The sequence below is a fragment of the Sphingomonas ginkgonis genome, assembly GCF_003970925.1.
GTDB lineage: Bacteria > Pseudomonadota > Alphaproteobacteria > Sphingomonadales > Sphingomonadaceae > Sphingomicrobium > Sphingomicrobium ginkgonis.
In genome coordinates, this window is record NZ_RWJF01000002.1 from 1 (window position 1) to 24,501 (window position 24,501).

Sequence of the window (24,501 nt, forward strand, 5' to 3'; positions counted from 1 at the left end):
ATGAACCTCGCATCTTTCGGTGGGCCGGCGCTCGCCCTCCGAACCCGTGTCACCGCTCGCGTCGAGGCGATGACGCCGCGCCAGCGCAAGGTCTCCCGTCTGCTGTCGATGTTCGGCCTGGTGGCGCTGACATCGCTGCTGTCGGCCGAACCGGCATTTGCGCAAACCAATCTGGAGAGCTTCGGCAACGCGGTCCTCGGACTGCTGAGCAACGGGCTGCTGCGCATCGTCGCGATCCTCGCGCTGATCGCGGCCGGGTTCGGATGGCTCACGGGTCGGGTCAACACCGGGGCGCTCGTCACCGTCATCATCGGCATCGCGATCATCTTCTCGGCGCCGTGGATCGTCGATCAGCTCCAGGGCTGATGTTCATGGAAGCGGGGTCCCCCATACCCCGCTTCCGCCTGTGTTTTCGTGAAGGGGCGTAGCGTGGACGAAGAACGGGAAGTGATGGCGCGCAACACGCTGTTCCTAGCGGTGACGCGGCCTGCGCTGTTCGCCGGCATTCCGATCGAGGCGGCCGTGGTGATCCTGTTGGCCTCGGTGATCACCCTGATCGGCACGACGAACCCCATCTACGGCCTGGTCGTCGCCGCGGTGATGTTCGGCATCTCCCGCCTCGTGGTGCGCCACGACGTCAACGCTTTCCGGCTGATCTTCCTTTGGGGCCGCACAAAGGCAGCCAACCGCAACCGCGTCTTCTGGGGCGGGTCGAGCTACACGCCGCTTCCTCTGAAGGGCATCAAGCGGAAGGGGTTCGGCCGCAATGGCTAGGGCCAGTCGCCTCTCGGAACAGGTGCCGATGAAGGTCGCGCTCAAGGAAGTGATGCCGACCAAGTTCCTGCCGTATGCCCGGCACGTCACCGACGAAGTCGTGATGCTCGATTCCGGCGCGATCATGCTGACGTTCGAGCTTCAGGGGAGGGCCTTCGAGACGGCCGACGTGCGCGACCTGAACGACTGGCACGCAAAGCTCAACGGGATGCTGCGCAACCTGCACGACGATCGCCTGTCGATCTGGACGCACCTCGTCCGCGCGCGCGTCGAGCAATATCCGGGCGGCAACTTTCGGTCCCGCTTCGCACGGGATCTCGATGCCGCCTACTTTGCGCGAATGAACAGGGAGCGATTGTTCATCAACCGCTTCTTCGTGACCCTGGTGCTCCGTCCCTCGGTCCATGGCGCCGACAAGCTCGTCCAGCTCTTCAAGAACAAAGCGCGGGCCGAAGCGGAGGCCGATACGGTCGACGCCGATCTGCTGGAGGCGCTGGAGGACAAGGCCCGCGATTTCGAAAAGCTGATGGACCGCTGCTCCCCGCGCCGGCTGTCGATCTACGGGCACAACGGGCTCAAATTCTCCGAGACGATGGAAGTCGCGGAAATGGTGATGACGGGCCGGCATCGCCGTGTCCCGATCATCCGGGGGCACCTCGGCAGCGCCCTCTATCGCCAGCGCGTCGTCTTCGGCGGCGAGACGGTGGAGGTCCGTGATGCCGATCGCAGCGCCTTCGGGGGCATTTTCGGCATTCGGGAATATCCGGCGACCACGACGCCGACGCAGTTCCAATCACTGCTCGCTGTCGATTTCGCGTTCGTGCTGACGCAGTCTTTCACCTTCCTCGGCCGCGCTGCGGCCTCGGAGCGGTTCCGGCTGCGGCAGAAGCAGATGGAAAACGCCGACGATCGGGCGGTCAGCCAGATGCTCGATCTCGTCGACGCGGCGGACGATCTCATGTCCAACCGCTTCGTCCTGGGCGATCATCACTTCACGCTCGCGGTGTATTCGGACAGCCTTAAGGGCCTGCGCGACAACATGTCGATCGCGCGCGCGGCGCTTGCCGATACTGGCATGGTCGCGGCGCGCGAGGGGGCGGCGCTGGAAGCTGCCTATTGGAGCCAGCTCGTCGGCAATTTCGCGTGGCGCGCGAGGCCGGCGCCGATCACGTCGCTCAACTTCGCGGCCTTCTCACCCTTCCACACCTATCCCGCCGGCCTCGCGACCGGAAACCATTGGGGTGACGCGGTCGCGCTGATGAAGACCAGCGCGCGCAGCCCCTATTTCTTCAGCTTCCACAAGCGCGATATCGGTCACACGCTGATCGTCGGGCCGACCGGGGGCGGGAAGACGGTCATCGTCAACTTCCTCATGGCGCAGGCCGAGAAGACGGGCGCGCGCCAAATTTTCATCGACAAGGATCGCGGCGCGCAGATTTTCGTGCTGGCCTCGGGCGGCACCTACCTGACGCTCGAGAACGGCAAGCCGACCGGCTTCGCGCCCTTGAAGGCACTGGAGAACAAGCCGGAGGACCGGGCCTGGCTGTCGCTGTGGGTGCGCCAGCTCGTTCGCGCCGAAAGCCGCCCGATTGCGGTTCAGGAAGAGCGGATGATCGACGAAGGGATCGCCGCGGTGATGCGACTCCCGCGCGAAGATCGATCGCTGGATGCGCTGCGCACGATGCTCGGCATGGCGGACGCGGGCGGCATCGGCGCCCGCCTCGAAAAATGGACCTCGCGGGGGTCGATGGGCTGGGTGTTCGATAACGCCGCGGACGAGATGACGCTCGATGCCCGGTTCATCGGGTTCGACATGACGGATTTCCTCGACAACGCCGACGTCCGCACGCCGTTGATGCTCTACCTGTTCCACCGGATCGACAAGCTGTTGACCGGCGAGCGCACGATCATCGCCGTCGACGAGTTCTGGAAGGCGCTCGGCGACGATGCGTTCCGGAGCTTCGCGCAGGACGGCTTGAAGACATACCGGAAGCGCAACGCGATGATGGTGTTTGCCACGCAGTCGCCTGCGGACGCCCTCAAGAGCGACATTGCGCACTCGATCCTCGAACAGGTCGCAACCCAGGTGATGCTTCCCAATCCCAAGGGGTCACGGCGCGACTATGTGGAGGGCTTCTCGCTTACCGATGCCGAATATCAGCTCATCCGAGAGGAATTGTCCCCGGAGTCGCGCAAGTTCCTCGTGAAGCAGGGGCATGACAGCGTTGTGGTCGAGCTGGATTTGACCGGCCTCGATAACGAGCTGGCCGTGCTGTCGGGTCGCGCCGAGACCACGCCGATCGCCGTCCAGGCCGCGGCCGAGTTCGGCCCCGATCCCGCCAACTGGCTCCCCGTATTCCACCAACGTCGTCGTCCAAGCTGAAGGAGAGGGACATGCGTAGAATGAAGGCAATCGCACTCGCGCTGTCAGGATCAGCGCTCATGCTGGCCGGCTCGGCGCACGCGCAGGGCATCCCGGTCCACGACGTCGGCTCGATCCTCCAGCAGATCGAGCAGGTGAAACAAGGCGTTCAGGTCATCCAGCAGGGCGCCGATCAGATCCGTGAGGCGCAGAAGCTCTACCAAGACCTCAACAAGATGACGGACATTGGCAACGTCGCCCAACAGCTCAAGAACGACGTGCTGCGCACCAGCAACGTGTCGTCCACCTCGCTCGACGGCTACACCAACGGCGATCTGAACGTCGTCGGCGGCCTGCGCGGCAAGGCGAACGACGTCTACCAGGATCTGATCGGGCGCGGCTCGCAAACGATGACGGCCGAGCAGCGCACCGCTTACGAGCAAGGCGCGCGCGAAGCGGCCGTATCGACGGGTCTCGCGAGCAACGTCGGCGATGCGGTGACGAGCCGGCGCCAAGGCCTCGAACAGCTCCGCAGCCGCCTCGCCAGCGCCAACTCGGCTGCGGAGCGGGCCGATATGTCAGCGCGGCTCCAGCTCGAGCAGGCGCAGATGATGAACGATCAGATGGCGCTACAGGCGATCGAGCTTCAGCGCAGGGCGAAGGCCGAAGCTGATTACCAGCGATACGTCGCCATGCAGCAGGCGGACCGCGCCAGCTTCAAAGCTGGTATGGGGATCGATTGATGCTGGGGCCCGTGCAAGCCGCAACCCTCGGCCTCGCGATCGTTGCACTCACTTCCTGCTCGCCATCGGAGCGCCAGCAGACTGGGGATGATCTTCGGTCCGACATGCCGCTCCGCGATGCCACCTATTACACGCAGCACGAACAAGAGCGCGTGGAAATGGCCGGGACTTGCGAGAAGTGGAAAGGGTCGCAACGCCCCCCGGCAAGCTGGCCCTCTGTTGTCGTGAATAACTGCAACAATGTGGATACAGCTAACCAACTCGTACAGTCGAAGAAGGACCGCGACGAGTTCAAGAAGGGTATGGGTATTTAGTCTTGCAACTCCTCAACCTGTTTTGACGTAGAGAGTAGGTAGAATGGGTAATCTTTTTCAAACGATGTTCACCTACCTCAACGATGCTCTGGCCGCCATCATCACTGTCTATACCGGGGTGATAGGGTGGATCTCCGGCCCGCTCCGGGTGGGAGTGACGATCTACATTATACTCCTCGGCTTCGCGATCTTGCGAGGGGCTGTCGAGTATCCATTCCGAGAGCTTGTCTATCGCGGAATGAAGCTGGCCGCACTCGTGTTCGCGGTTACGACGCTATACGGCACGGTCGCCGCTTTGTTCGCAATGAACGGTCTGCCGCGAGACGTTGCGCAGGCCGTAGGCGGGTCGGACGTCAGCGGGCTCGGCGACTTCTTCGATCAGATTGTGAAAGGCGCGTCCACCACGGTCGCGAAGATCACTGAGATACAGGACGCCAGAACTGCCGCTGCCGGCAAGAACCTCGTCGGTCTCCCCAACAACATCGTCGAAATATTCTTTACGGGTATCTACTGCCTAGTCCTGATGGTGATGGCAATTTTGTCAGCCGCCCTCGGCTTCACCATCTGCGCCTTCGCGCTGTTCGCCTTGGCCTTGCTTGCAGCCGTGGGTCCGATCTTCGTAGCTGCTTTGCTATTCGACTCCACGAGGGCTTTCTTCTTTGCCTGGCTGGGCTCCGCGATCAGCTACGTCATGCTCGTCGCGTTCGCGCTTCTGCTGACGATCTTCATCCGGAACACGGGTGAGGACTTTATGGGCCAAGCCTTCGCGGGCGACACAAACATTGCCGTCATCGCGATCCGCGCGATCGCGTTCTACGTGTTGGGGTTCTTCTTCTTCCTCCAGATACCGGGCCTTGCTGCGGGACTCGGTGGTGGTGGTGCGTCGCTCGCAACGCAATTCGCGAACGCCTCTACCGGCAACGTCGTCCCCTCTGCGGGTCGCGCATTGTCCTCCGCTCCGGGGAGCATCGCCAGCTTGCCGGCGAGGCTTGGTCGGTCCGCCCGCGCGGCGCGGACTGGTGGCGGCACCCTCTACAACAACAGCTAATCGGAGACCCGGCATGAAGCTCGGTTCGGCCCTGGCCTTTCTCGCCCTCGCGGCTCTCACTCCCCTGGTGCCAGCAGTCGCCGCGAAGGACGAGAAGCTGCCGCGCTGCAATGGACGCCAGAAGCGGCCCGCCAACCTCTACGGGACGGTTCTGCCCTCGATCCCGTCGCGGACTGCACCGACAGCCGCTGCGGCGCCTCCTGTGGGGGGTGTGCCACGTGGCACACCCCATTCGGCCCCTGCGCCAGCGACGAACCTGTTTCCGCCCGAGGATACAGCGCCGGGGCCGCAAGGGGCCAACACGTCGAGCAAGGTGCCGGCAATCGGCGCGCTCACTCCGAGCGCTGGCCCGACTGCCGCGCTGCCAACCACAAATGCGAGCTGCTGAAATGGCTATCGGCGTGAAGGACAAGGCCGAAGATCTGAAGGCATATTTCGCGGAAGCGGAAAGCTGGGATCGGGATCGGTTCGTGGCGGCGGTCCGCTCGCGGCGCATCGCTTGGATCGTTGCCGCCATCGCCATCGTGTTCGCCGCTATCTGCGCGGGCGCGGTGTTGGCGCTTTCGCCGCTCAAGACGGTCGTTCCCTATGTCGTCACCGTCGACCGCTCGACGGGAGCGACGGAAGTCACCCAGGAGCTGCGCGGCGATAAGACGATCACCTATGACGAGGCGATCCGTAAGTATTTCCTCGCCGACTATGTGCGCGCTCGCGAGGGTTGGATTCCCCAAGCGCGGGAGGAGTTCTTCCGCAAGGTGCTGTCGCTGTCGGCGCGGGAGGAACAGAACCGTTGGACGGCCTTCTACAAGAAGGACAACCCGGACTCCCCGCAAAACCAATTCACCGCGAACGATGCGGTCTTCGTGGCGATCCGCTCCGTCGCCTTCATCTCGCCCAATGTGGCGCAGGTTCGCTTCATAAAGCGGCTCCAGCGCGACCAGCAGGTGATTGAGACGCCGGCCATCGCGACCATCACTTTCGACGTTCTGTCGAAGCCGGAAACGGAGTCCGGCCGATACGCCAATCCGCTCGGGTTTCAGGTGAAGACATACCGGGCCGACGTGGAGGTTCCGACACGATGAGGACGATCCTGCTCCTGGCCGCGGCGATTGGCGCCGGGGCGGCAGCGCCGGCGCTGGCGCAGACCCCCACGCAAAGCGGTCCCGATGCCCGTATCCGGGAGGTCGTCTATACCGACGGGAACGTGATCCGCGTTCGCAGCGCGTTCCGAACCGCGACGCAAATTGAGTTCGCCCCCGGCGAGATCATCAAGTTCGTGGCTATGGGAGACACAGTCTCTTGGGAGGTCGCCCCGGCAGACAATTCGCTCTTCGTGAAGCCCCGCGAGCGCGCCGGCGCCACGAATCTGATCGTGGTGACGGACTTCCAGGGGACCAAGCGCAATTATACGTTCGAGCTGTCGGCTGTGGCTACGGCGCGCTCGCCGGGCACCTTCTTCAAAGTTCGGCTCCGCTACCCGGAATATGAGGCAGCGCAGGCCCGATTGACGCAACAGCGCGCGCAGCTCGCCGCGGCGCTCGCCGCGCAGAACGGCGCGATCAAGGCAGCGCTCGATATCGGCGTCCTCGAAGGGACGCGGAACCTCAGCTACAAGGTCCAGGGCTCACCCGAGCTGCAACCGTCCGAAGTCAGCGACAACGGGCAGTTTACTGTCATGCGCTTCCCGAACCAGCGCGAGATACCTGCGATTTTCACCGTCAACCCCGACGGCAGCGAGGCCACGGCCTCGTTCGACGTCCGCGACGAGTTCGTGGTCGTTCACGGCGTTTACAAGGAAATGCGCCTGCGCCGGGGCAAGGTGGTGCTGTGCATCTATAACGAAAGCCCGAGCTTCTACGGCCGCGATCCCAAGACGGACACGGCCTCGGAAGCGGTCGAGCGCACGACGGAGAACTGACGTGTCCGACAAGAGATTCGACGTCGATGCGACGCCCGACGTGAATGAGATTGACCGCACGCCTGCGGTCGATCGCCCGAGCAAGATGCCGGCGCTCAATGCCGTCCAGTGGGACAACAAGAAGATGGTCGTGGGCGCGGCCCTAGCCGGTGCCATTGCCTTCGGCGTGTTGTCGCTCGTCTCCGGGTCAGGTAGCGACAACAAGGCCTTGGAGGCGAGGAAAGCGCCGCCTCCGGCTGTAGAAGCGCCCTACGATCCCAACTCGGTTATCGCGCCTACGCTCGCGAGCGCGCCTCGCGATCCGAACGCGCCGGTTCAGCTCACCGGCGAACAGGTGCCGGCGATCGGCCCAGATGGTCAGCCGATCACGCCCTATGGAACGGCGGGAGGGCAGCAACAGAGCCGCGGCGTTAGCGAGGCGGAGCGGCGTGCCAACGAGGCCCGCGAGCTGCGCGACAATGCGCGGCGATCGACGCTGATCGCGTACAATGGCGACCAGGGCGTCAGGCGCGCGCTCGGCGATGTTGCCAGCGCCGGCAACGCTCAAGACGACGGCGAGAGCGCCCCGTCGCGGACCAACCTGGACAACCTCAAGCAAACCTCGGCGATCGGCACCGCCACGGCGCGCATGATCGGCGACCGCAACTACCTCGTTACCGCTGGCGCGATCATCCCCTGCACGCTTCAGACCGCGATGGACAGCACCGTGCCGGGCTATGCGACCTGCATCATTCCTCGGGATGTGTATTCGGATAACGGCCGCGTCGTGCTGCTCGAGAAAGGTACGCGCGTCTTCGGCGAATATCAGGGCGGATTGCAACGCGGGCAAAATCGCCTGTTCGCGATGTGGACGCGGGCCGTCACGCCCCGCGGGGTCGCGATCGACATTGGCTCGCCGGCTTCGGACCCGCTCGGCCGTGCCGGCGTCACGGGCAAGATCGATCGGTTCTTCTGGCAGCGGTTCGGCGCCGCCATGCTGTTCAGCGTCCTCGATGCGGGCGGTCAGATCGCGGGCCAGGCCGTCAGCCCGGAAGGCTCGACGGTGTTCCGCACCCCCGGCGACACGACGTCGCAAATCCTGCAAGACACACAGAACATTCGCCCCATCGTCCGCGTGAATCAGGGGACCCAGATGGCGATCACCGTCGCCAAGGATTTCGACTTCTCGCAAGTCTATGGGCTAGGGCTCAAGTGAACGCCCCCTTTCGTAACACGGCGATCCTCGATCATGCTGTTCGGCCACTTCGCCAGTATCTCGATGATGATGGCGTAACCGAAGTCGTCATCAACGAGCCGGCGATCATCGGCGTCGAGCGACATGGTGGCTGGACCTGGGAGCGTGAGGACGATCTGACGCTCGACGCGCTCAACCAACTGGCCCGCGCTGCGGCCGCGTTCACCTCGCAGGACGTAACGCGCGAGAACCCGATCTGCTCGACGATCTTCCCGACGGGTGAGCGCGTCCAACTCGTCCTTCCGCCTATCGTGCCCGATGGCACCGTGTCGATCACGGTTCGCAAGCCGTCGACGAAGACGATGACAATGGCGGATTTCGAGGCGAGCGGGCTCTTCGCGGAAACGAAGGTCGCCACCAAGCGGGTCAGCTCGGTCGAGGAACGACTGCTCGGCCTGCTTCACGCGGGTCGGCATGTGGAGTTTTTCGAGCTGGCGGTGCGCAGCCGACTCAACATTCTGATTTCCGGCGCCACGGGCTCGGGAAAGACGACCTTCTCCAAGGGGCTTATTAAGCTGATACCGGAGAATGAGAGACTGCTGACGATCGAGGACACGCGCGAGCTGGTGGTGCCCCACAAGAACGTCGTCCACATGATCTACAGCAAGGATGGCACCGGCACCGCCAAGGTGACAGCCAAGGAGCTGCTGGAAAGCGCCTTGCGCATGAGACCCGATCGCATCCTGCTCCAAGAGCTGCGCGACGGGACGGCGTTCTTCTACCTGCGCAACGTCAACAGCGGTCATCCCGGTTCGATAACGACGATACATGCGGACTCGGCCGAGCTGGCGTTCGAGCAATTGACTCTGCTCGTGAAGGAAAGCGAGGGCGGCGCGGACCTGGCGCGCGATGACATACGCTCGCTGCTCAAGATTCTCGTCGATGTCGTGGTCCAGATGAAGAAGGTTGACGGTAAATTCCGGATGACCGAGATCTACTATGACCCGGCAGGGCGTCATGCCGCCTAAGCGGGGCACCATCCTCGCGCTCGGCATCCCGGTCGGGATCGTCGTCGCGTTCCTCATCACGTCGGTTGTTGCGTGGATATACCTGGGCCTCCCCAGCGCGAAGTTCGACATTTTCAAAATGCCGGCGTTCTTCTGGTATTACCGGCATGATCCGGTGGTGCTGAAAGCCCTCGCCGGGGGCGCGCTAGTCGGCACCATCATCGCAGGCCTGATGCTGTGGTGGGTCGCCAAGCAAAAGCCGCCCCTGCACGGCGCCGCCCGCTTCGCGAAGGAAGGCGAAATCCGCCGCGCCGGCTTCCGCGCCGGTGACGGCATTGTCCTCGGCAAGAAGGGCGGCAAGTTCCTGACCTTCGGCGGGAGCGAACATTGCATCGTTGAGGCCCCTACCCGCTCGGGCAAGGGCGTCGGCATCGTCATCCCGAACCTCCTGTCGTGGCAGGAGTCGGTCGTCGTCCTCGATGTGAAGCGCGAAAATTGGGACGCGACGGCGGGCTTTCGCAAGAAATACGGACAGGCGGTTTACCTGTTCAACCCGACCGATCCCGAAGGCCAGACCGCCCGCTACAACCCGCTCGGCTACATCGATCGCACCGATCCCGATCAGGTGGTGATCGAGCTGCAGAAGATTGCTACGATGCTGTTCGTGCCTCCGGAACGCGGGGAACCGTTCTGGACGGATTCGGCGCGAACTGCCTTTGTCGGCGTCGGGGCTTACCTCGCGGTCGCCGATCAGCCCTTCACCATCGGCTCGATCTATCGGCTGATGACAACGGGTGACACGCGCGGGTTCTTCCGCCGCGTCCTCGACGATCGCTCGCTTGATCTGTCGCAAGGGTGTCGCAACGCGCTCGCCGACTTCACGTCGGGGGCGGACAACACGTTCGCCAGCATCGTCCAGACCGTCACGTCGAAGCTGAGCCTGTGGCTCAACCCGCGCGTCGACGCGGCGACGGAGGCGTCCGACTTCGATCTGCGCGAGCTGCGCAGCAGGCGCATGTCGATCTATCTTGGCGTATCGCCCGACGAGCTTGATCGGGTGGCCCCACTCTACAACCTCCTGTTTCAGCAGCTCGTCGATCTCAATGTGCGCGATCTGCCCGACACGGCCACGCCGCTGAAGATCCTCGTCATCCTCGACGAGTTCGCGCGCATCGGCCGGGCGCAGGTCATCGCGAGTGCGTTTTCCTACGTCGCCGGCTACGGCATACGCCTCCTCCCTGTCATCCAGTCCCGATCGCAGCTCCGAGCTGTCTATGGTGAGCATGTCGCCAACGAGATCGTCGCCAACTGCGGCGTCGAGGTAGCCTTCACGCCGAAAGAGCTGCGTGTGGCGAACGAACTGTCGGAGCGGATCGGCTACGTCGGGCAGGAGTCCGTCACCAAGTCTCTGACGATCCATGGCGTTCTGGCGAACCGCTCCAAATCCATGTCGGACCAGCGCCGCGCCCTCTTGCTCCCACAAGAGCTGATGCAGTTTCCCGACAGCGAATTGCTCCTCCTCCGGGGAGGCATCCCGCCGATCCACGGCGAGAAGATACGCTACTATGCGGACGGGCTCTTTCGGGCGCGAGTTGAGCCGGCGCCGGAGGTCCCCCCAATTCCGCGCACGCTTCGCGACGATGAAGACCTGCCCGAGTGCGCAATGCCGACATTCGATCAGCTCACGGACCCGGACCCGTTCACGTTCGCAATGGATTGCGTCGTCACTCAGGATCATCCCGACATGCTCATCGACGTGTCGGCCGAGCAACGTGGAAATGAGGTCGTTGGTGTAATCGAACAGGAGCGATGACATGGCTGAGTATGTCGAGGTTGCTGGCGCTGGCAAGGAAGGCGAGAGCCGACGCAAGCGGCCGATGGAAGTGCCTGCCGAGCTGGACTCCCGATTCCTCCGGGTCGGCAACAAGCTCTATCGCAGCGCGCACGACAAACAGCCGGTTGCGACCATCACGCCGGATCGCATCAAGGCAAGGGACCGCGACTCCCTCCCCGATCTGATCCGGCTCGCGAAGGAAAACGGGTGGACGTCGATCAAGGTCAGCGGCGATGCCGAGTTCCAACGCGCCGCTTACCTTGCCGCCTCCGCGCAGGGCATCAAGGTCGACGGCTACAAGCCCGACGATAAGACGCAAGCCGCAGCCGAGCGCGAGCAGGCGCGACAGGCGGGCGTTCCCGACAACCAGGCTCGATCGACGCGGACTGCCAATCAAGCTCGCGACACCAAGGAGCAGGCCGAGCCGCGCACTGATCTGGCCGAGCGTTTTCGCCGGCAGTCAGACGTCCAGAACGCGAAAGACCCCGTGCTGCGCAAGGCGCAAAGCCATGTCGCGCTTGCGATGGCGGTCGCGGCCGAACGCTTCCCCAACGACCACGAGAAGCGACGCGAGTTCGTGGCAGAGCGCAAGGAAGAGGTCGCGGCGCGGATCGGCCGCGGAGAAGCCGTTGCTGGCATTGAGGTCAAGGCTAGGCAGGAACAGCGGGTGCGCGAGATGGCGCAGGATCAGGTCTTGCAGAAGTCCCGGTCGCGGTAAAGTGGGGCGGCCCTTCCCCTACAAGCAGGCCGAGGTGTGCCACGTGGCACACCATCGGCAGGGCAGCTAACGACCCAAAGTCGGTCGTAGCCGAGGCACGTTGCCGACCTCCGGAGCGGACATTCTGAACCACGGTTCTGACACACGCAAACCCTTGAGAGGCCGTGGTAGGTTCCACAGCGTCACAACCGACCGGTTATGACGACTTTCCCGATTGAGATGGTATTTTGGGATTATGGCGCGGTTAGCCGGTTCCACCTGAAACATCGGGAGCCACCTTGGGGTCGGGGTCCTGCGCCTTACCGGTTGCGGGTGCCGCCTTCTGATGCGGCATGGCGGTGAGATAGGCGACGATTGCGTCGACATCCTTCTCGGCCACCGGCGCCTTGTACACTTCGCGCATCTTGGTGACGGTCGCCTTCCACTGATCCGCCGATAGCGCAGGCTGGGTCAGCGCCATACTGGCCGAGTGGCACGAGGTGCAGTTGGCGTTGATGACGTCGGCGTGCGGACCATCGGGATAGGTCGCGTCGTCGATCGGCAGGTCGACGCTGGTCGAGGCAAGCGAGAAGCCGCGGGCCGACACGCTGACGGGGGGCGCCGGCTCGGACGTCTCGGAGATCGGGGCAGACGCCTTGCGGCTGCTCGGCGCACCTATCGAGACGAGGATGATACCGGTCAGGCCAATCAAGCCAGCGGCCATTACGCCGGGAGACGGGGTCTTCATGGAATGCTCGCTCCTCAGGCCGCAATGATGGTGGTGGTTTCGATGTTGCCGCGCATGAACCCGCCGGGGTTCCAGATCGGCTTCATCGGCTGAGCGACACCGTTGGCGTTCCAGCAGCGCACCATGATCGGGTTGGGACCGCGCCTAAGCGGCACGCGACCATCCCACCGACGGAAGCTGTACTTGCCCTCGTCCGCTCCGAGCGTCGTCCTGTACCAGGTGTGGCCACCATCGGATGAGACATCGACCTTGGCGACGCCGCAGTCGCCGCCCATCGCGATCCCGCCAACCGGGATGGACGCCTCATAGGCGATCGTCTGGCCATCCGGCAGGCTGGTCATCCAGCTACGCGGGATCATGCGGTTAATCGGGACGGTCGGGAAGTCTTTCTGTCCCGGCATCACGTTGGCGCCCGGCGTCGCCGGGATCTTGTAAGCCTTGGCCATCCAATATTGGTCGTCAGGGCCGGGCAGTACCTCGATCGCATTCAGCATCTTGACCCAGTAGGTCGAATACCAGCCCGGGACGATCAGCCGGCAGGGAAAGCCGTTGAGGAGCGGCAGCTGCTCGCCGTTCATGCCGAAGGCGATCATCACCTCGCCGTCGCGGGCATGGTCGATGTCGAGCGCCTTCTCGAAGTCAGGGGCGCCAGCGACGACCGGCTGATCGAGCGCGCCGAAGCGCACCTGTACCGCGCCTGCCTTGATCCCCGCGAGGTCCAGCACGTCGCGCAGGCGCACGCCGAGCCATTTGGCATTGCCCATCGCGCCGTTGCCCCATTGCGCGCCGGCGACCCGGGGCTGGAACAACCCACGGCTGTTGCCCGAGCACTGATTGACCGCTGCCATCTCGACCCGCGGCAGGCGCAGCAGCTGGGCAAGGCTGATCGACAGCGGTCGGTTGACGTGGCCGAAGACGTTGAGGCGGAAGCTCTCGACGTCGATCGAGGTCGGGATGTCGGCCCAATGCCAGCGGACGAAGAACTGGTCGTTGGGCGTGAACACCGACTTGTCGAACACGTCCATCGGCGTTTCCAGCAAGGGCGGATGGACACGCTGGAGGATCATGCTGCCCTTGCCGGGAAAGGCGCTGGTCATCGGCCGCTCGGCATTGCCGCCGGGCAGCTTCAGGTCGACGAGCTGCTGCGCCAGCGCAGGTGCTGCGGCAAGGCCGGCGGTGCCGAGCGCCGTACGCCTGAGAAAGCGGCGACGACTGGTTTCACTCGCCAGCGCGGCGTCAAAATTGTCCATGACAAGGCTCTCCTGTGGCCAGCCAGGCTGGCGGATAGACGGGTCGATGCGCAAGTGATCGGATCAACTGATCCGATCACCACAGCGGATCAGTTCGGGGTAGCGATGCAGGGCGAGACGAACAGGTTGCCACGCCATGCTCCGGCGAGCGTCTTGGCGCCGACCAGCAGCCACATGGCCGCGAGCGCTATCGTCAACACCGTGCCGACGATACCGAAAAACCCAAGGTTCAGCGTCGTGCCGAGACGGAAGGTGGCGACGGTGTAGACGCCGAGCGGGAAGGTATAGCCCCACCAGCCAAGGTTAAACGGTACGCCGGCGCGCCAGTAGCGGATGGTGATAAGCGTCGCGAGCGCCAGCCACCACAGGCCGAAGCCCCACAGGCAGAGCCCGGCGACAACGCCGATCCCTTGCGCAACGGTACCGACTCCGGCCAGCCCGTGTGCGGCGAGGATCGCCGGCGCATCCGCCCCGAGCACCAGCATACCCAGCGCCCCGGTGCCGATCGGCCCCAGCGCCAGCCAGGAGGATGCTGCCATGCTCTCGTGCGGGAGCTTATGGAGCGCCATCCGCAGGATCAGGATGGCGAGGATGCCTAACGCGACCGGCACCGAATAGGCCCACAGCACATAGGAAGTCGCGAGCGTCACGATCTGCGCGTGGGGATCGGCCAAATGCGGAGCGAGTAGCCCGCCGCTGGCACCCGCCACTTCGGCTGCGACGACCGGCAGCAGCCACACCGCGGTCATGCCGTCCAGGCTGTGCTCGTGGCGGGTGAACATCAGGTACGGGATGAGCACACCGCAGGCGAGCGACATGGCGACGTCGATCCACCACAGGACATGAGCAACCGGCACAATGCCGTCCCCGAACCGCGCGATGCCGAAGGCTAGACAGCCGTTGATGATCGTTGCGAGGCCCATAGGGATCGTCCCGATGAACATCGATACGGTGTTATGCCCGAAGATGCGCCGCGCCTCGTGCCCGAACATCGCCCAGCGCGCGCCATAGAGAGCGGCGAACAGGATGAAGAGCGCGATGTTGAAGAACCACAACACCTCGCCGACCGGCTTCAGCGCAGGTCCGATGCCGGGCACCTGTGGCAGCGCGAGCGCGAGGATGCCCGTGCCCATCGTTGCGGCGAACCAGTTGGGTGTGAACTGGCGGATCATCTCGCGGGGGTGATCGAGCCGGCTGAGCGGCTTGAGGCCGCTTAGAACGGAGTGCGTGTCGGCATTCATGCGACCTGCTCCTTGATGAGGTCCGTCAGCGCGTCGGCCGCGCGGGTGCGATAGCGTTCCTTGTGGCGCAGCGCGTGGAAGGCGCGATCGGGCAACCCAAGCGGCAGCTCGACCAGATCGCCGGCCTTGAGCGCGCGTGCGACGACCAATCGCGACAATACGGAGACGCCGGCACCTGCCTCGACCGCGGTGCGCACTGCTTCGTTGGACGGCAGCGTCATCGCTACCGTCAGTTGCATCGGATCGAACCCGCGCGTTCGCAGCACGTCTTCGAAGGTCGAACGCGTGCCTGATCCCTGCTCGCGGACAATCCAGCGTGCAGTGCGAAGCCAGTCCTCGTCGACATGCCCGACGTCCTCGCGGCCGACCAGTACCATCGGGTCACGCCCGACGATCCAGTGGGCGAGCGCCGGTTCGTTCACCTCGCCCTCGACGAACCCAAGTTCCGCGGCACCGCTGAGGACTTGCGCTGCCGCGCCCTCAGTGTTGTCGATCGCCAGCTCGACCGCAATCTGCGGGTGGCGCTCGTGAAAGGCGGCAAGCCTTGCGGGCAACCAGTAGCTTGCGATCGTCTGGCTGGCGACGATCCGCAACGAACCACGGGCAAGCCCGGCATAGTCCGCCAGCATCGTCTCGGCATGCGCTGCCCGCCCCAGCACCGCGCGCGCTTCCTCCAGAAAGCCGCGGCCTGCTTCGGTCAGCTGGATGCCACGCCCGACACGGTGAAACAGAGGAACCCCGTAGCGCGCTTCGAGGGCCGCGACCGCGCCGGAGGCAGCGGACTGCGTGACGTTCAGCACCTCTGCTGCCTTGGTGACGTGTTCGCGCTCGGCGACACCGACGAAGATTCTGAGCTGCTCCAGGGTCATGCAGCTTGTATCGCGCAAACTGATCGATACGACCAACCGTTTGATCTGTTTGTTCCAATCTGGATATGGGAACGATCGGTAATCCTTCGTCTGCGATAGTCTTGAAGGCTTGAAGCGATCCGCGCGCTTGCGGCGTTGGTTCGTCCATGAATGATATGATCGAGCGCAACTCCGATCCCTACAACGCCGAGCCGACGCCCGGCGCGCTGATCGAGCGGTTCCTGACGCCGCAGGCGCTGTTCTACGTGCGCAGCCATGGCGCGGTGCCCGATCTGCCCGCCGATCACCGAATCGAGGTGAGCGGAACGAGTAACGAAAGCCGCTTCTTCTCAGTGGAGGATCTGAAGAGCGCGTTTCCCAAGCGGACGGTGACGGCGGTTCTCCAGTGCGCCGGCAACCGGCGCACGGATTTTCAGCAGGTCGCCCGGACGTCCGGCGACCCCTGGGACGTGGGAGCGATCGGCAATGCGGAATGGACCGGCGTACGACTGTCCGACGTACTGGATGCCGTCGGTGCGCCGGATGCGTCCGACCTGTTCGTGGCGTTCACCGGGGCGGACGAGGTGGACGTCGAAGGCGAGGAAGCATTGTTCGGGGTCTCGATCGCCATGAGCAAGGCGCGGCAACCCGACGTCCTCATTGCTTGGGCGATGAACGGCGAGCCGCTGACGCCCGAACACGGCGCACCGCTCCGCATGGTGGTGCCGGGCTATGCCGGGGTGCGCAGCGCCAAATGGCTGACACGGATCGAGGTGCGCGACACGCCCTCCGACGCACCCATCCAGGCGCACGACTACAAGCTCTTTCCCGCCGATGTGACGAGCGACACCGTCGAGTGGGACCAGGGTCTCACGATCAATGCCATGCCGCTCAACGCCGCGATCTGCTCGCCCGGCTCCGGTGAAATCCTGTCGGCCGGGGAGGTGCGGATCGAGGGTTACGCCATCGCCTATGATCGCCGCGTCTCCCGGGTCGAAGTGTCGGTGAACGGCGGTCGTGACTGGCAACAGGCGACGTTCGCCGATGATCCGGAGACGCACTGGGGTTGGCGGCGCTGGACCCTCGACGCCACGCTCCCCAAAGGTCGCCAGCACCTTGTCGTGCGCGCCTTCGACGAAGCTGGACAGGGACAGCCCGAACGGCCGGACACGATGTGGAACTTCGCCGGCTATCTGTGCACCGCCTGGCACCACGTACACGTGCTGGTCGAATGACCGAAGCGTCAGCTGCATCGGATATCGCCTTCTGGATCGATGCGATCGGCCGGCTGGTGATTGCGACCGCGGCCGGGATGGTGCTCGGCTGGGAACGCTCGCGCGAGAACCGGCAGATCATGGGCTTGCGGACGCTGGGCCTCGTCGGTCTGGCGAGCTGCATCGCCGTGCAGGCGATCGTGCACAGTGGCTTGCCAAATGTGAACGCCGATGCCGCAGGACGGGCGATGCAGGGCATTCTGTCCGGCGTCGGCTTCATCGGTGCCGGCGCTGTGCTGCGGGTCGGCCAGGGTCAGGAAGTGCATGGGCTGGCGACCGCCGCATGCATCTGGGTCACAGCCACGATCGGCGCGGCAGCAGGGTTGGCGGTGTGGCCGCTCATCATCGGCGGGTTGAGCCTTGCGATGCTCGTACTGTTCGTCGGCGCTCCGCTCGAACGTCGCATTCGCGAGCGGGCCAGGCTGACTCCGGCAGAGGCCGACCGGAAGGATGCCGAGCGCAAGCCGTGATCCCGCTGGTCCGCCCAGTGCCTGTCGGCGCTGAGAACCGGCCAGGCGCTATCAGGACACAAGCGCCGCATCGGCCTGGCGCCGGACCTCGTTGGCGATCGGATGCAGCTCGGCAGCGGGGCGCTCCCCCACCACACTATAGCCGATCCCGTCGACCGCCCATGTGACCCGGCCCATGGTCCCGCTGGACGTGCTGGTCATGCTTGCGCTCTTGTCGATTTGCATGGGCCTCGTCAGCACCGCGAGCTTCGACGCTTGCGGTCCATCGTAGAGGAGCAGCGCCGCAGGGCCGTGGGGCGTCGCGACCAATCGCCCCCCGCCATAGCGGTAACCCGCTGCGCTGAGGTCCGGGATCGTGACGCGCTCACCCAATCGAGCGGAGGTCCATCGGATCAGCATGGCGCGCTGGTCGGGGCCGATCTCCGCTGGTCGTATCCGGTCGGCGGCATAGACACGGAAATTGTCACTCGCCTCGTTGGCCAGCGCCGCGATACCCGCGCGGGGTTCGCCACTCCAACGCGCGCTCGACCAGCCCCCGCCAAACCCGACCGTCAACAGAAGCGACGCGGCGATGGCGAGTTGCCAACGCGGTTGGCGTTGCCGTCCCCTGATGGCTGCAACGCGCATCGTCGCCGGGATAGGTTCATCCGCGATCGGGGCAAACAGGGATGCAAGGGCTCGCGCCTGCTCCGCCTGCTCCCGCAAACGGGCATGCAAGTCCGGCTGGCCTTCAAGGTAGGCGTCGACCAGACGCTGCCGCTCGGGCGACAGCCTTCCATCGATCCACGCGGCCAGATCGTCTTCTCCGATCGGGCTGGTCATTGCACACTCCTCAATCGCGGCCGTTCACCCTCTCGGATGAGTGTCGCCAGACGGTCGCGCCCCCGCGATATGCGCGACATCACCGTTCCCAGCGGCACGCCGACGACGGCAGCGACTTCCCCATATGACAGACCTTCGACGGAAATGAGGAGCAGCACCGTCCGCTGCTCCTCGGGCAACGCATCAAGGGCGCGCAACAGGTCGCGGTGGTGCAGACCCGTGTCCTGATCGGCCGGGCGGCCGAGCGCAGCGTCGTCTACGAGGTGGAGCGGAACCGCCGTACCTCGCCGGCTATGCTGCCGCTGATGGTCGACCAACAGATTGTGCAGGATCGCGTAGACCCATGGGCGAACCTCCGTCCCGCGTCGTTGCCGCCAGCGCCCGACCGCACGCTCAAGGCAATCCTGCACCACGTCATCCGCCATCGCCTGATCGCGCAACCACGACCGGGCATAGCGGCGCAGACCGGGGATCAGTGGCTCGATCGCGGCGGCAAGCGGGTCCATCTCAGTCGCGCTGCACCTGCACGATGCGGCCCGGAGCGCCGTTCACCACCTCGGCGACCGCCAGAAAACGCCGGGGTGCCGCTGCACTGCCCTGAACGATCTGCCGGATCGGACCCGATGCGTTGACGATCGCCGCACCTGCCGGATTGCTCATGAAGTTCGCAAGCGGCTCTACCGCACCGCTGCCGTCCGCGTTGGCGGTGAGCACGAGCATGAAAGGCTTCTTGGGCTGCAGACCGGTAACGGCACTCTGCACGACCTGAATGATGCCCTGGTCGAAGAGGGTAATGCTGCTTGCCGCACCATTGCCGCCAACCGGCCCCATGGTCAGATGCACCGCCTTGCCTGCCGTACCGAGCGGCTGGAGATTGTCGGTGCCGGGGCCTGTCGGAACAGCGTTCGGCACATAGGCGATCGCCTGCGGTGCCTGTCCGACCGGCACGGTGGCAACGACCTTGTTGCCGGCGGTGTCGACCGCGGCAAGTTCATCGGCATTCTCCAGCCCGACATAGATGCGCTGGCCGTCGCCCGATGGCCAGACGCCGTGCGGCATCTTGCCGACCGGGATGGTGGCGACGGGCGCGAAGTCGGACGTGCGGAACACCTTCACCGCGTTTTCCCCGCCCACCGTGACATAGGCGAACTGCCCGCGCGCCGTGCGGGCGAAGTTGACGTGATTGGTGATCGGCCCGGTATCCAGCACCTTGAGGATCGCGAAAGGCGGCTTGGCATCGAATGCGACCGTCTTGCCGATGTCCTTCAGCGTGAACCACACCTGCTTGCCGTCCGGCGTCGCGGCGATGTTGGGACAGAACGGGCTCGGCTGCGCCACCTGTCCGACCTGCGCGTGGGTTGCGACATCGAACACGGCCAGCACCGGATTGAACGAGGAACAGACATAGCCGTATCGGCCATCGGGAGAGAAGATCGTCATGCCCGGACCACCGGGCGTCTTGATGCGACCGGTCTCCTTGTACGTCGTGGGGTCGAGCACGGCGATGTAATCCTCGCCGCGTACCGTAACCCACACCTCCTTGCCATCCGGCGTGAAGAACGCCTCGTGCGGACTGCGACCGACATAGGTCGAATGCTTGACGGTGTTGGTGGCGGTGTCGATCCAGGAAACGGCGTTCGACCCGATCGACACGACCGCCAATGTTTTTCCGTCCGGCGAAAAGCCGAGTCCGTGAACCAGCACCTGCCCCTTGTAGAGCGGGGAGAAGTTCATCGGCTGCGGATCGCCGAGTTTGATGACGCCAAGCAACCTGTTGTCGGCCGGATCCGTCACCGACACCGTGTTGGAGAATTGTTCGGATGCATAGACGCGGTCGCGGTGGCTGACGGGCACGTCTCTGGCGTTCCACGGCGCCTGCTGTGCCATCACGATGCTCGGGGCGGCGCTCACCAGCAAGGCGGCCGCGCGCAGGATGGTCCGGATCATGTCAGTGCTCCATATGGCTGTGGTGGTCGCCGCCCTGCGTCGGGGCTGGCGTCGAAGGGGGTAGCGGCTGACCGATCGCCAACTTCATGGCGGCGATCTCCTGCTGCTGATCGATGATGATCTCCTGCGCAATGCGCTTGAGCTGCTCGTTATGGCCGTAGCGCAGCTCTGCCACCGCCATATCAATGGCGCCCTGGTGATGCGGAAGCATCATCGCGACGAAGTCGCGGTCGACGTCGCCGGACGGCTTGACCATCATGCCCGCCATCATCCGGTCCATCGCGGCAGATACCATGCTGGCGTAGCCATTGGCGGGGGCGGCCGCGACTGCGCCGGTGAGCATGGCCGAAGTAGTCAGACCCAGCATCCAATTTCGTCTACGCATAAGCCTCCGGCGCATCAGTCTCGAAAGCGTAGACGACGCCCGTCGGGGTTTATTCCATGGGTGAGCCAATTATTGATCCTCAGCAAAACAATGGTCTCATCGTGACCCTGCCGTTGGTTGACCAGGTCGCCGTCGGACAGCATATGGTCGGGCACGGCGATGGATTTCCGCCGGGCCATTCGGCCGAACCGCCCTCGCAAGGGCCGATGATTCCTACCAGGCGCCGCAAGGCAGCAAGGAGGAATCGTGCGCGCGACATTTCGCAATCTCTACGACCAGTTCAACATGGCAGCGTTCATTCGCGATCGCCGCACCCATGCCATGTCGGTGCTGCGGTGGGCTTTGATCCTGGTCCCGATGGCCGCAACGGTGGGAACGCTCTGCGCGGCCTTCTTGTGGAGCCTCGATGCCGTGACCCGGCTTCGCTTTGCCTTTCCCTGGCTGCTCTACCTGCTGCCGATCGGCGGGTTCATGGTCGGACTGCTCTACCATCTGACAGGGCGCTCGGTCGAAGGCGGTAACAACCTCATCGTCGAGCAGATCCACGAACCGGGGGGCGGCGTGCCGCTGCGCATGGCCCCGCTCATTTTCTTCGGCACGGTCGTGACACATCTGTTTGGTGGATCGGCGGGACGCGAAGGCACCGCCGTGCAATTGGGCGGCAGTCTTTCCGGCGGGTTCGGGCGCGCCCTCAAGCTGGATACGCAAGCTACGCGCATCCTGCTGATGACGGGGATCGCGGCAGGGTTCGGCGCAGTGTTCGGGACGCCGATTGCGGGAGCGGTCTTCGCGCTGGAGGTGCTGGCGATTGGCCGGGTCGAGTATCGCGCGCTGGTGCCGTGCCTGGTCGCGGCACTGGTCGGCGACTGGACCTGTCTTGCCTGGGGCATTCACCACGGTATCTACCATGTCGATGCGACAGTGCCGGTCGACGCTCTAATCGTCATCAAGGCTGGCGTCGCGGGCGTCGTATTCGGGTTGGTCGGACTAGCTTTTGCGGAGGCCAATCATGCGCTTGGCGGATGGCTGAAGCGCATGGTGCCTTATGGCCCACTACGACCCGTCATCGGTGGCGTGGCCTTGATCGCACTGGTCTGGCTGTTCGGAACGCGCGACTATCTCGGCCTTGGCACGCTCGCCGCGACATCGGACGGCCTGACCATCGCCAGCTTCTTTGGTCCCGACACCCATCCATGGAGCTGGGCGCTGAAGCTGCTCTTTACCGTCGTGACCCTGAGCGCTGGCTTCAAGGGCGGAGAGGTGACGCCGCTGTTCTTCATTGGCGCGGCGCTCGGCAATGCGCTCGCGCCCATGTTCGGAGTGCCGACGGGGGTCTTCGCGGCGATCGGCTTCGTTGCGCTGTTCGCGGGTGCTGCCAACACGCCGCTTGCCTGCACGTTCATGGGGATCGAATTGTTCGGGGCGGCCTATGCTGTGCCGATCGCGGTCGCATGCTTCGTCGCCTACCTTTGCTCGGGTCATAACGGCATTTATCTGTCGCAGCGCGTCGCAGTCCCCAAGGTGCCTGCTGCGCACCTCACACCCGATGCGACCCTGCGTGACGCCCGCACGCACCGTGCTTCCCGCCGACGCTCGCGCGTCTGATCCTGCTTCCTATCGAAAGGCCCGTTATGCCTGATCGTTTCACCGTCCAGCACCGCGGGGTTGGAATGCTGCGCATCTATTTGAAGCCGTCTGACAAGATCGGCCCACGTCGCTTCTGGGTGCGAAACCTTTCTATCGCGAGCTGATCCGCACCGCGAAGGCGGTCGGCATCATCAACGCCGTCGCGCAGAACATGCATTACGGCTTCAGCAATCGCGGCCCGGCGGCTTTCAACCGTTCCGATCCTGAAAGCTGACTGGCAGGAAAGTCCCCAAACCTCGCCATTCCCGGTTGCTTTGCTGGCCTGCCGTTAGCCCGGCTCGATGCTGGAGCGCGCACCTTATCACGGCAATTAGCGCCGCCTTGTCGGGGGCGGAGGTGTGCCACGTGGCACACTCCGATCTTGCGCCGGGTCGCTCCTAGTTCGCTCCTGCGCTTCTCGTACGCGCGCTTCTGCTTCACGCAGCATCCTGTCAGGAATTGTTTCAATGCTGGCCCGCTCCTGGAGGAACTGCCGGACGTCACGCGCCAGATCGCGGTCATCATGCTCGGGACTGCGACCGAGCCGTTCGGCTGCGGCTTCGTAACGCCGCATGGTGTCCTGCCATCTCGCGCGGGTCTTGGAGACGAACACGGGCTGCTCGGCCCTACCAAGCGCGACCTGCATCGCCTCGCGCGCTTGACGTAGATCGGCCTCGGTCGGCTGACTGGAAGCGCCGCTGCGTATCCGCGCGCGCAACTGCGTCAGTGCCATGCTCGTGCCGGCCCTACCCTGACCCCGCGTATAGCGCGGCGTCGCTTCCGCCTCGATACCGCGGCTCCGGAGCGCCTCGGCGAACGCTTCCCGGAACCGAAACAGGTCCTCGCGCCTCGGATCGAACCGCTTGCGGTCGACCCCTTCGGCTTGGACGGTCAGGTGGACGTGCGGGCGCGGCGTGTCCGTGTGGAGCGACATGAGATAATCGTGGTTGTCGCCGATCATCTTCTCGGCCGCCTCACGCACCGACTGCTTGACCGTCTCGGGGTCGGTCCCCGCCGGCATCGAAAATACCATCGCAACGGCCGAGACGGTCGTGCCCTGTCGCCAGTAAAGCGGATCGGACCATTCGTCCGCGATCCGATGGGCTTCCTCCTTCGTCGCGATCTGCTCGCCATCCCGCGTCTCGAGTGGAATGTCGCCATGGCGGCCGATGTAATCGAGGTGGGCGGCCAGATGTTTGGCGCCCTTTTTCCGCCCCGTTACCTTGACCAGCACCTCCGGCGCGCGCCGCACGACGCGCGCCAAGGTGGCCCGTGCATCCCCTTGGGTGCGCGAAGTCGCCAGTGACCTGCTGGCGAACGGCCCGGAGCCGTTGACCAGGTGGCGGGCATATTTAAGGTTCGGGTCACTAACGAGGCGCGGCTTGAAGCTCGGCTTCATCGCCTCCCAAAGCTCGTCCTCGCGACCCCCGAACGACATCAGTCGGCGACCTCCCAAAAGGTGGTCTCACCACGCAGCACGTCCGCCAGCGCCGTAACCTGCTCGTTGATCTCTGCGCGCATGTCCGCAATGCGGCGCAGCTCGCGATCAATCTGCAACCCGCTGTCAGCCATCATGGCGGCGTTGCCGGCCTTCATTGCCTGGTTGAGGTTGCGGCCAATGCGCTGGAGCTGCATCCGGATCGGCGCAACGGCATCGCGCAGGCCGTCGTCGACGCCCCCCTTTAGCGCAATGTGCCGGCGCACGAGCGCCTTGATCCATCCGGCACGATCTACGCCCCGCTCGGCCGCACGATGATCCAGGACGGCCGTTTCAACGTCCGTGAAGGTGAGCGACACACGATTGCCGGCGCTGTCGGCGCGTGGCGCGATCCGCGGCGCGTCGGCCACGTGCTTCAAGGCTTGCTGAAGCACGGTGCGCAGGAGCGCGCTGCGCCCTCCCCTGCCCTCCGCCACGGCGTCAAACGCGGCAAGCAGCTCGCGATCGACGCGCGCCGTCAACATCGCTGAATCTTTGGTGGGGGATGAAGATTGCGGCGCAAGCGACATGACCCTGCAAGG

Annotated in this window: 25 protein-coding genes and 1 riboswitch; of the genes, 15 read left to right on the forward strand and 10 right to left on the reverse strand. The window is 64.6% G+C overall.

Annotation, left to right across the window (positions count from 1 at the left end; genetic code table 11):
• The 12 genes from HMF7854_RS15140 to HMF7854_RS15195 form a co-directional block, all read left to right on the forward strand.
• Positions 1 to 366, forward strand: a 366-nt coding sequence (locus HMF7854_RS15140; RefSeq protein ID WP_239017054.1) for a TrbC/VirB2 family protein, incomplete at its 5' end; no start/stop codon positions are given.
• Between the two features lie 63 nt (positions 367 to 429).
• Positions 430 to 774: a VirB3 family type IV secretion system protein gene (locus tag HMF7854_RS15145; protein ID WP_239017055.1), complete on the forward strand. Its 345-nt coding sequence runs from the start codon at positions 430 to 432 to the stop codon at positions 772 to 774.
• Positions 767 to 3,157, forward strand: a complete 2,391-nt coding sequence (locus HMF7854_RS15150) for a VirB4 family type IV secretion/conjugal transfer ATPase (RefSeq protein ID WP_126720271.1) — start codon at positions 767 to 769, stop codon at positions 3,155 to 3,157. Before HMF7854_RS15145 ends, HMF7854_RS15150 begins: the two co-directional genes overlap by 8 nt.
• Positions 3,158 to 3,216: 59 nt before the next feature.
• Complete coding sequence (locus HMF7854_RS15155) at positions 3,217 to 3,879, forward strand: type IV secretion system protein (RefSeq protein WP_239017056.1); 663 nt, start codon at positions 3,217 to 3,219, stop codon at positions 3,877 to 3,879.
• Positions 3,879 to 4,193: a hypothetical protein gene (locus tag HMF7854_RS15160; protein WP_126720273.1), complete on the forward strand. Its 315-nt coding sequence runs from the start codon at positions 3,879 to 3,881 to the stop codon at positions 4,191 to 4,193. Before HMF7854_RS15155 ends, HMF7854_RS15160 begins: the two co-directional genes overlap by 1 nt.
• A gap of 64 nt (positions 4,194 to 4,257) precedes the next feature.
• A complete protein-coding gene (locus HMF7854_RS15165) occupies positions 4,258 to 5,241 on the forward strand; it encodes a TrbL/VirB6 family protein (protein WP_239017057.1) in 984 nt (327 codons plus the stop codon).
• A 389-nt stretch (positions 5,242 to 5,630) separates the two neighbouring features.
• Entirely contained in the window at positions 5,631 to 6,323 is a 693-nt protein-coding gene (locus tag HMF7854_RS15170) for a VirB8 family type IV secretion system protein (RefSeq protein WP_126720335.1), read from the forward strand.
• Entirely contained in the window at positions 6,320 to 7,159 is an 840-nt protein-coding gene (locus HMF7854_RS15175; protein WP_126720275.1) for a TrbG/VirB9 family P-type conjugative transfer protein, read from the forward strand. Before HMF7854_RS15170 ends, HMF7854_RS15175 begins: the two co-directional genes overlap by 4 nt.
• 1 nt (position 7,160) lies before the next feature.
• A complete protein-coding gene (gene virB10, locus HMF7854_RS15180; RefSeq protein WP_239017059.1) occupies positions 7,161 to 8,354 on the forward strand; it encodes a type IV secretion system protein VirB10 in 1,194 nt (397 codons plus the stop codon).
• Positions 8,351 to 9,361: a P-type DNA transfer ATPase VirB11 gene (virB11, locus tag HMF7854_RS15185; protein ID WP_126720276.1), complete on the forward strand. Its 1,011-nt coding sequence runs from the start codon at positions 8,351 to 8,353 to the stop codon at positions 9,359 to 9,361. Before virB10 ends, virB11 begins: the two co-directional genes overlap by 4 nt.
• On the forward strand, positions 9,351 to 11,153 hold the full coding sequence (locus HMF7854_RS15190; protein ID WP_420822383.1) for a type IV secretory system conjugative DNA transfer family protein: 1,803 nt from the start codon (positions 9,351 to 9,353) through the stop codon (positions 11,151 to 11,153). Before virB11 ends, HMF7854_RS15190 begins: the two co-directional genes overlap by 11 nt.
• A gap of 1 nt (position 11,154) precedes the next feature.
• Entirely contained in the window at positions 11,155 to 11,892 is a 738-nt protein-coding gene (locus HMF7854_RS15195; RefSeq protein WP_126720278.1) for an LPD7 domain-containing protein, read from the forward strand.
• Between the two features lie 244 nt (positions 11,893 to 12,136).
• Here HMF7854_RS15195 and HMF7854_RS15200 read toward each other — a convergent pair whose 3' ends face one another.
• The 4 genes from HMF7854_RS15200 to HMF7854_RS15215 all read right to left on the reverse strand — a co-directional run bounded on the left by HMF7854_RS15200 (position 12,137) and on the right by HMF7854_RS15215 (position 15,979).
• Positions 12,137 to 12,619 carry a c-type cytochrome gene (locus HMF7854_RS15200; protein ID WP_126720279.1) on the reverse strand — a complete coding sequence of 161 codons (483 nt, stop codon included), beginning with the start codon at positions 12,617 to 12,619 and terminating at the stop codon, positions 12,137 to 12,139.
• Positions 12,620 to 12,633: 14 nt separating this feature from the next.
• Positions 12,634 to 13,869 carry a molybdopterin-dependent oxidoreductase gene (locus tag HMF7854_RS15205; protein WP_126720280.1) on the reverse strand — a complete coding sequence of 412 codons (1,236 nt, stop codon included), beginning with the start codon at positions 13,867 to 13,869 and terminating at the stop codon, positions 12,634 to 12,636.
• A gap of 89 nt (positions 13,870 to 13,958) precedes the next feature.
• A complete protein-coding gene (locus HMF7854_RS15210) occupies positions 13,959 to 15,110 on the reverse strand; it encodes a TDT family transporter (RefSeq protein ID WP_126720281.1) in 1,152 nt (383 codons plus the stop codon).
• Positions 15,107 to 15,979, reverse strand: coding sequence for a LysR family transcriptional regulator (locus HMF7854_RS15215; protein WP_126720337.1), 873 nt, complete (start codon positions 15,977 to 15,979; stop codon positions 15,107 to 15,109). The genes HMF7854_RS15210 and HMF7854_RS15215 overlap by 4 nt, the downstream gene beginning before the upstream one ends.
• A 155-nt stretch (positions 15,980 to 16,134) precedes the next feature.
• Here HMF7854_RS15215 and HMF7854_RS15220 point away from each other — a divergent pair, with 155 nt between their 5' ends.
• Both HMF7854_RS15220 and HMF7854_RS15225 read left to right on the forward strand, forming a co-directional pair.
• Positions 16,135 to 17,193 (forward strand): sulfite oxidase, encoded by a 1,059-nt coding sequence (locus HMF7854_RS15220; protein ID WP_239017060.1) that lies wholly within the window; start codon positions 16,135 to 16,137, stop codon positions 17,191 to 17,193.
• Positions 17,190 to 17,702, forward strand: a complete 513-nt coding sequence (locus tag HMF7854_RS15225) for an MgtC/SapB family protein (protein WP_126720283.1) — start codon at positions 17,190 to 17,192, stop codon at positions 17,700 to 17,702. The genes HMF7854_RS15220 and HMF7854_RS15225 overlap by 4 nt, the downstream gene beginning before the upstream one ends.
• Positions 17,703 to 17,753: 51 nt before the next feature.
• Here HMF7854_RS15225 and HMF7854_RS15230 read toward each other — a convergent pair whose 3' ends face one another.
• Genes HMF7854_RS15230 through HMF7854_RS15245 form a run of 4 tightly spaced genes read right to left on the reverse strand, consistent with a single transcriptional unit; the run spans position 17,754 to position 20,838 of the window.
• Positions 17,754 to 18,524, reverse strand: a complete 771-nt coding sequence (locus HMF7854_RS15230; RefSeq protein WP_126720284.1) for an anti-sigma factor family protein — start codon at positions 18,522 to 18,524, stop codon at positions 17,754 to 17,756.
• The gene (locus tag HMF7854_RS15235) at positions 18,521 to 19,030 is read right to left on the reverse strand and encodes an RNA polymerase sigma factor (RefSeq protein WP_126720285.1); all 510 of its coding nucleotides are present in this window, start codon (positions 19,028 to 19,030) and stop codon (positions 18,521 to 18,523) included. Before HMF7854_RS15235 ends, HMF7854_RS15230 begins: the two co-directional genes overlap by 4 nt.
• 1 nt (position 19,031) lies before the next feature.
• Positions 19,032 to 20,471, reverse strand: a complete 1,440-nt coding sequence (locus tag HMF7854_RS15240; protein WP_126720286.1) for a YncE family protein — start codon at positions 20,469 to 20,471, stop codon at positions 19,032 to 19,034.
• Position 20,472: 1 nt separating this feature from the next.
• Entirely contained in the window at positions 20,473 to 20,838 is a 366-nt protein-coding gene (locus HMF7854_RS15245; RefSeq protein ID WP_239017061.1) for a DUF305 domain-containing protein, read from the reverse strand.
• Positions 20,839 to 21,002: 164 nt separating this feature from the next.
• A riboswitch (Fluoride riboswitch) is annotated at positions 21,003 to 21,079 on the forward strand.
• Between the two features lie 23 nt (positions 21,080 to 21,102).
• On the opposite strand from HMF7854_RS15245, the gene HMF7854_RS15250 reads away from it, so the two are divergent.
• The gene (locus tag HMF7854_RS15250; RefSeq protein ID WP_126720287.1) at positions 21,103 to 22,461 is read left to right on the forward strand and encodes a voltage-gated chloride channel family protein; all 1,359 of its coding nucleotides are present in this window, start codon (positions 21,103 to 21,105) and stop codon (positions 22,459 to 22,461) included.
• Positions 22,462 to 22,813: 352 nt separating this feature from the next.
• Here HMF7854_RS15250 and HMF7854_RS15260 read toward each other — a convergent pair whose 3' ends face one another.
• Positions 22,814 to 23,920 carry a relaxase/mobilization nuclease domain-containing protein gene (locus tag HMF7854_RS15260; RefSeq protein ID WP_126720288.1) on the reverse strand — a complete coding sequence of 369 codons (1,107 nt, stop codon included), beginning with the start codon at positions 23,918 to 23,920 and terminating at the stop codon, positions 22,814 to 22,816.
• Positions 23,920 to 24,489 carry a hypothetical protein gene (locus tag HMF7854_RS15265; protein WP_239017062.1) on the reverse strand — a complete coding sequence of 190 codons (570 nt, stop codon included), beginning with the start codon at positions 24,487 to 24,489 and terminating at the stop codon, positions 23,920 to 23,922. The genes HMF7854_RS15260 and HMF7854_RS15265 overlap by 1 nt, the downstream gene beginning before the upstream one ends.
• Between the last annotated feature and the right edge of the window lie 12 nt (positions 24,490 to 24,501).

Excerpts from the sequence above, each read along its gene's own strand:
- HMF7854_RS15165 (WP_239017057.1), top strand. The coding sequence starts at position 4,258 with ATGTTCACCTACCTCAACGATGCTCTGGCCGCCATCATCACTGTCTAT.
- HMF7854_RS15210 (WP_126720281.1), bottom strand. The coding sequence starts at position 15,110 with ATGAATGCCGACACGCACTCCGTTCTAAGCGGCCTCAAGCCGCTCAGC.
- HMF7854_RS15225 (WP_126720283.1), top strand. The coding sequence starts at position 17,190 with ATGACCGAAGCGTCAGCTGCATCGGATATCGCCTTCTGGATCGATGCG.
- HMF7854_RS15200 (WP_126720279.1), bottom strand. The coding sequence starts at position 12,619 with ATGAAGACCCCGTCTCCCGGCGTAATGGCCGCTGGCTTGATTGGCCTG.
- HMF7854_RS15235 (WP_126720285.1), bottom strand. The coding sequence starts at position 19,030 with ATGGACCCGCTTGCCGCCGCGATCGAGCCACTGATCCCCGGTCTGCGC.
- HMF7854_RS15190 (WP_420822383.1), top strand. The coding sequence starts at position 9,351 with ATGCCGCCTAAGCGGGGCACCATCCTCGCGCTCGGCATCCCGGTCGGG.
- HMF7854_RS15260 (WP_126720288.1), bottom strand. The coding sequence starts at position 23,920 with ATGTCGTTCGGGGGTCGCGAGGACGAGCTTTGGGAGGCGATGAAGCCG.
- HMF7854_RS15265 (WP_239017062.1), bottom strand. The coding sequence starts at position 24,489 with ATGTCGCTTGCGCCGCAATCTTCATCCCCCACCAAAGATTCAGCGATG.
- HMF7854_RS15150 (WP_126720271.1), top strand. The coding sequence starts at position 767 with ATGGCTAGGGCCAGTCGCCTCTCGGAACAGGTGCCGATGAAGGTCGCG.
- HMF7854_RS15155 (WP_239017056.1), top strand. The coding sequence starts at position 3,217 with ATGCTGGCCGGCTCGGCGCACGCGCAGGGCATCCCGGTCCACGACGTC.
- HMF7854_RS15175 (WP_126720275.1), top strand. The coding sequence starts at position 6,320 with ATGAGGACGATCCTGCTCCTGGCCGCGGCGATTGGCGCCGGGGCGGCA.
- HMF7854_RS15245 (WP_239017061.1), bottom strand. The coding sequence starts at position 20,838 with ATGCTGGGTCTGACTACTTCGGCCATGCTCACCGGCGCAGTCGCGGCC.
- HMF7854_RS15230 (WP_126720284.1), bottom strand. The coding sequence starts at position 18,524 with ATGACCAGCCCGATCGGAGAAGACGATCTGGCCGCGTGGATCGATGGA.
- HMF7854_RS15220 (WP_239017060.1), top strand. The coding sequence starts at position 16,135 with ATGATCGAGCGCAACTCCGATCCCTACAACGCCGAGCCGACGCCCGGC.
- HMF7854_RS15160 (WP_126720273.1), top strand. The coding sequence starts at position 3,879 with ATGCTGGGGCCCGTGCAAGCCGCAACCCTCGGCCTCGCGATCGTTGCA.
- HMF7854_RS15170 (WP_126720335.1), top strand. The coding sequence starts at position 5,631 with ATGGCTATCGGCGTGAAGGACAAGGCCGAAGATCTGAAGGCATATTTC.
- HMF7854_RS15195 (WP_126720278.1), top strand. The coding sequence starts at position 11,155 with ATGGCTGAGTATGTCGAGGTTGCTGGCGCTGGCAAGGAAGGCGAGAGC.
- HMF7854_RS15205 (WP_126720280.1), bottom strand. The coding sequence starts at position 13,869 with ATGGACAATTTTGACGCCGCGCTGGCGAGTGAAACCAGTCGTCGCCGC.
- HMF7854_RS15240 (WP_126720286.1), bottom strand. The coding sequence starts at position 20,471 with ATGATCCGGACCATCCTGCGCGCGGCCGCCTTGCTGGTGAGCGCCGCC.
- HMF7854_RS15215 (WP_126720337.1), bottom strand. The coding sequence starts at position 15,979 with ATGACCCTGGAGCAGCTCAGAATCTTCGTCGGTGTCGCCGAGCGCGAA.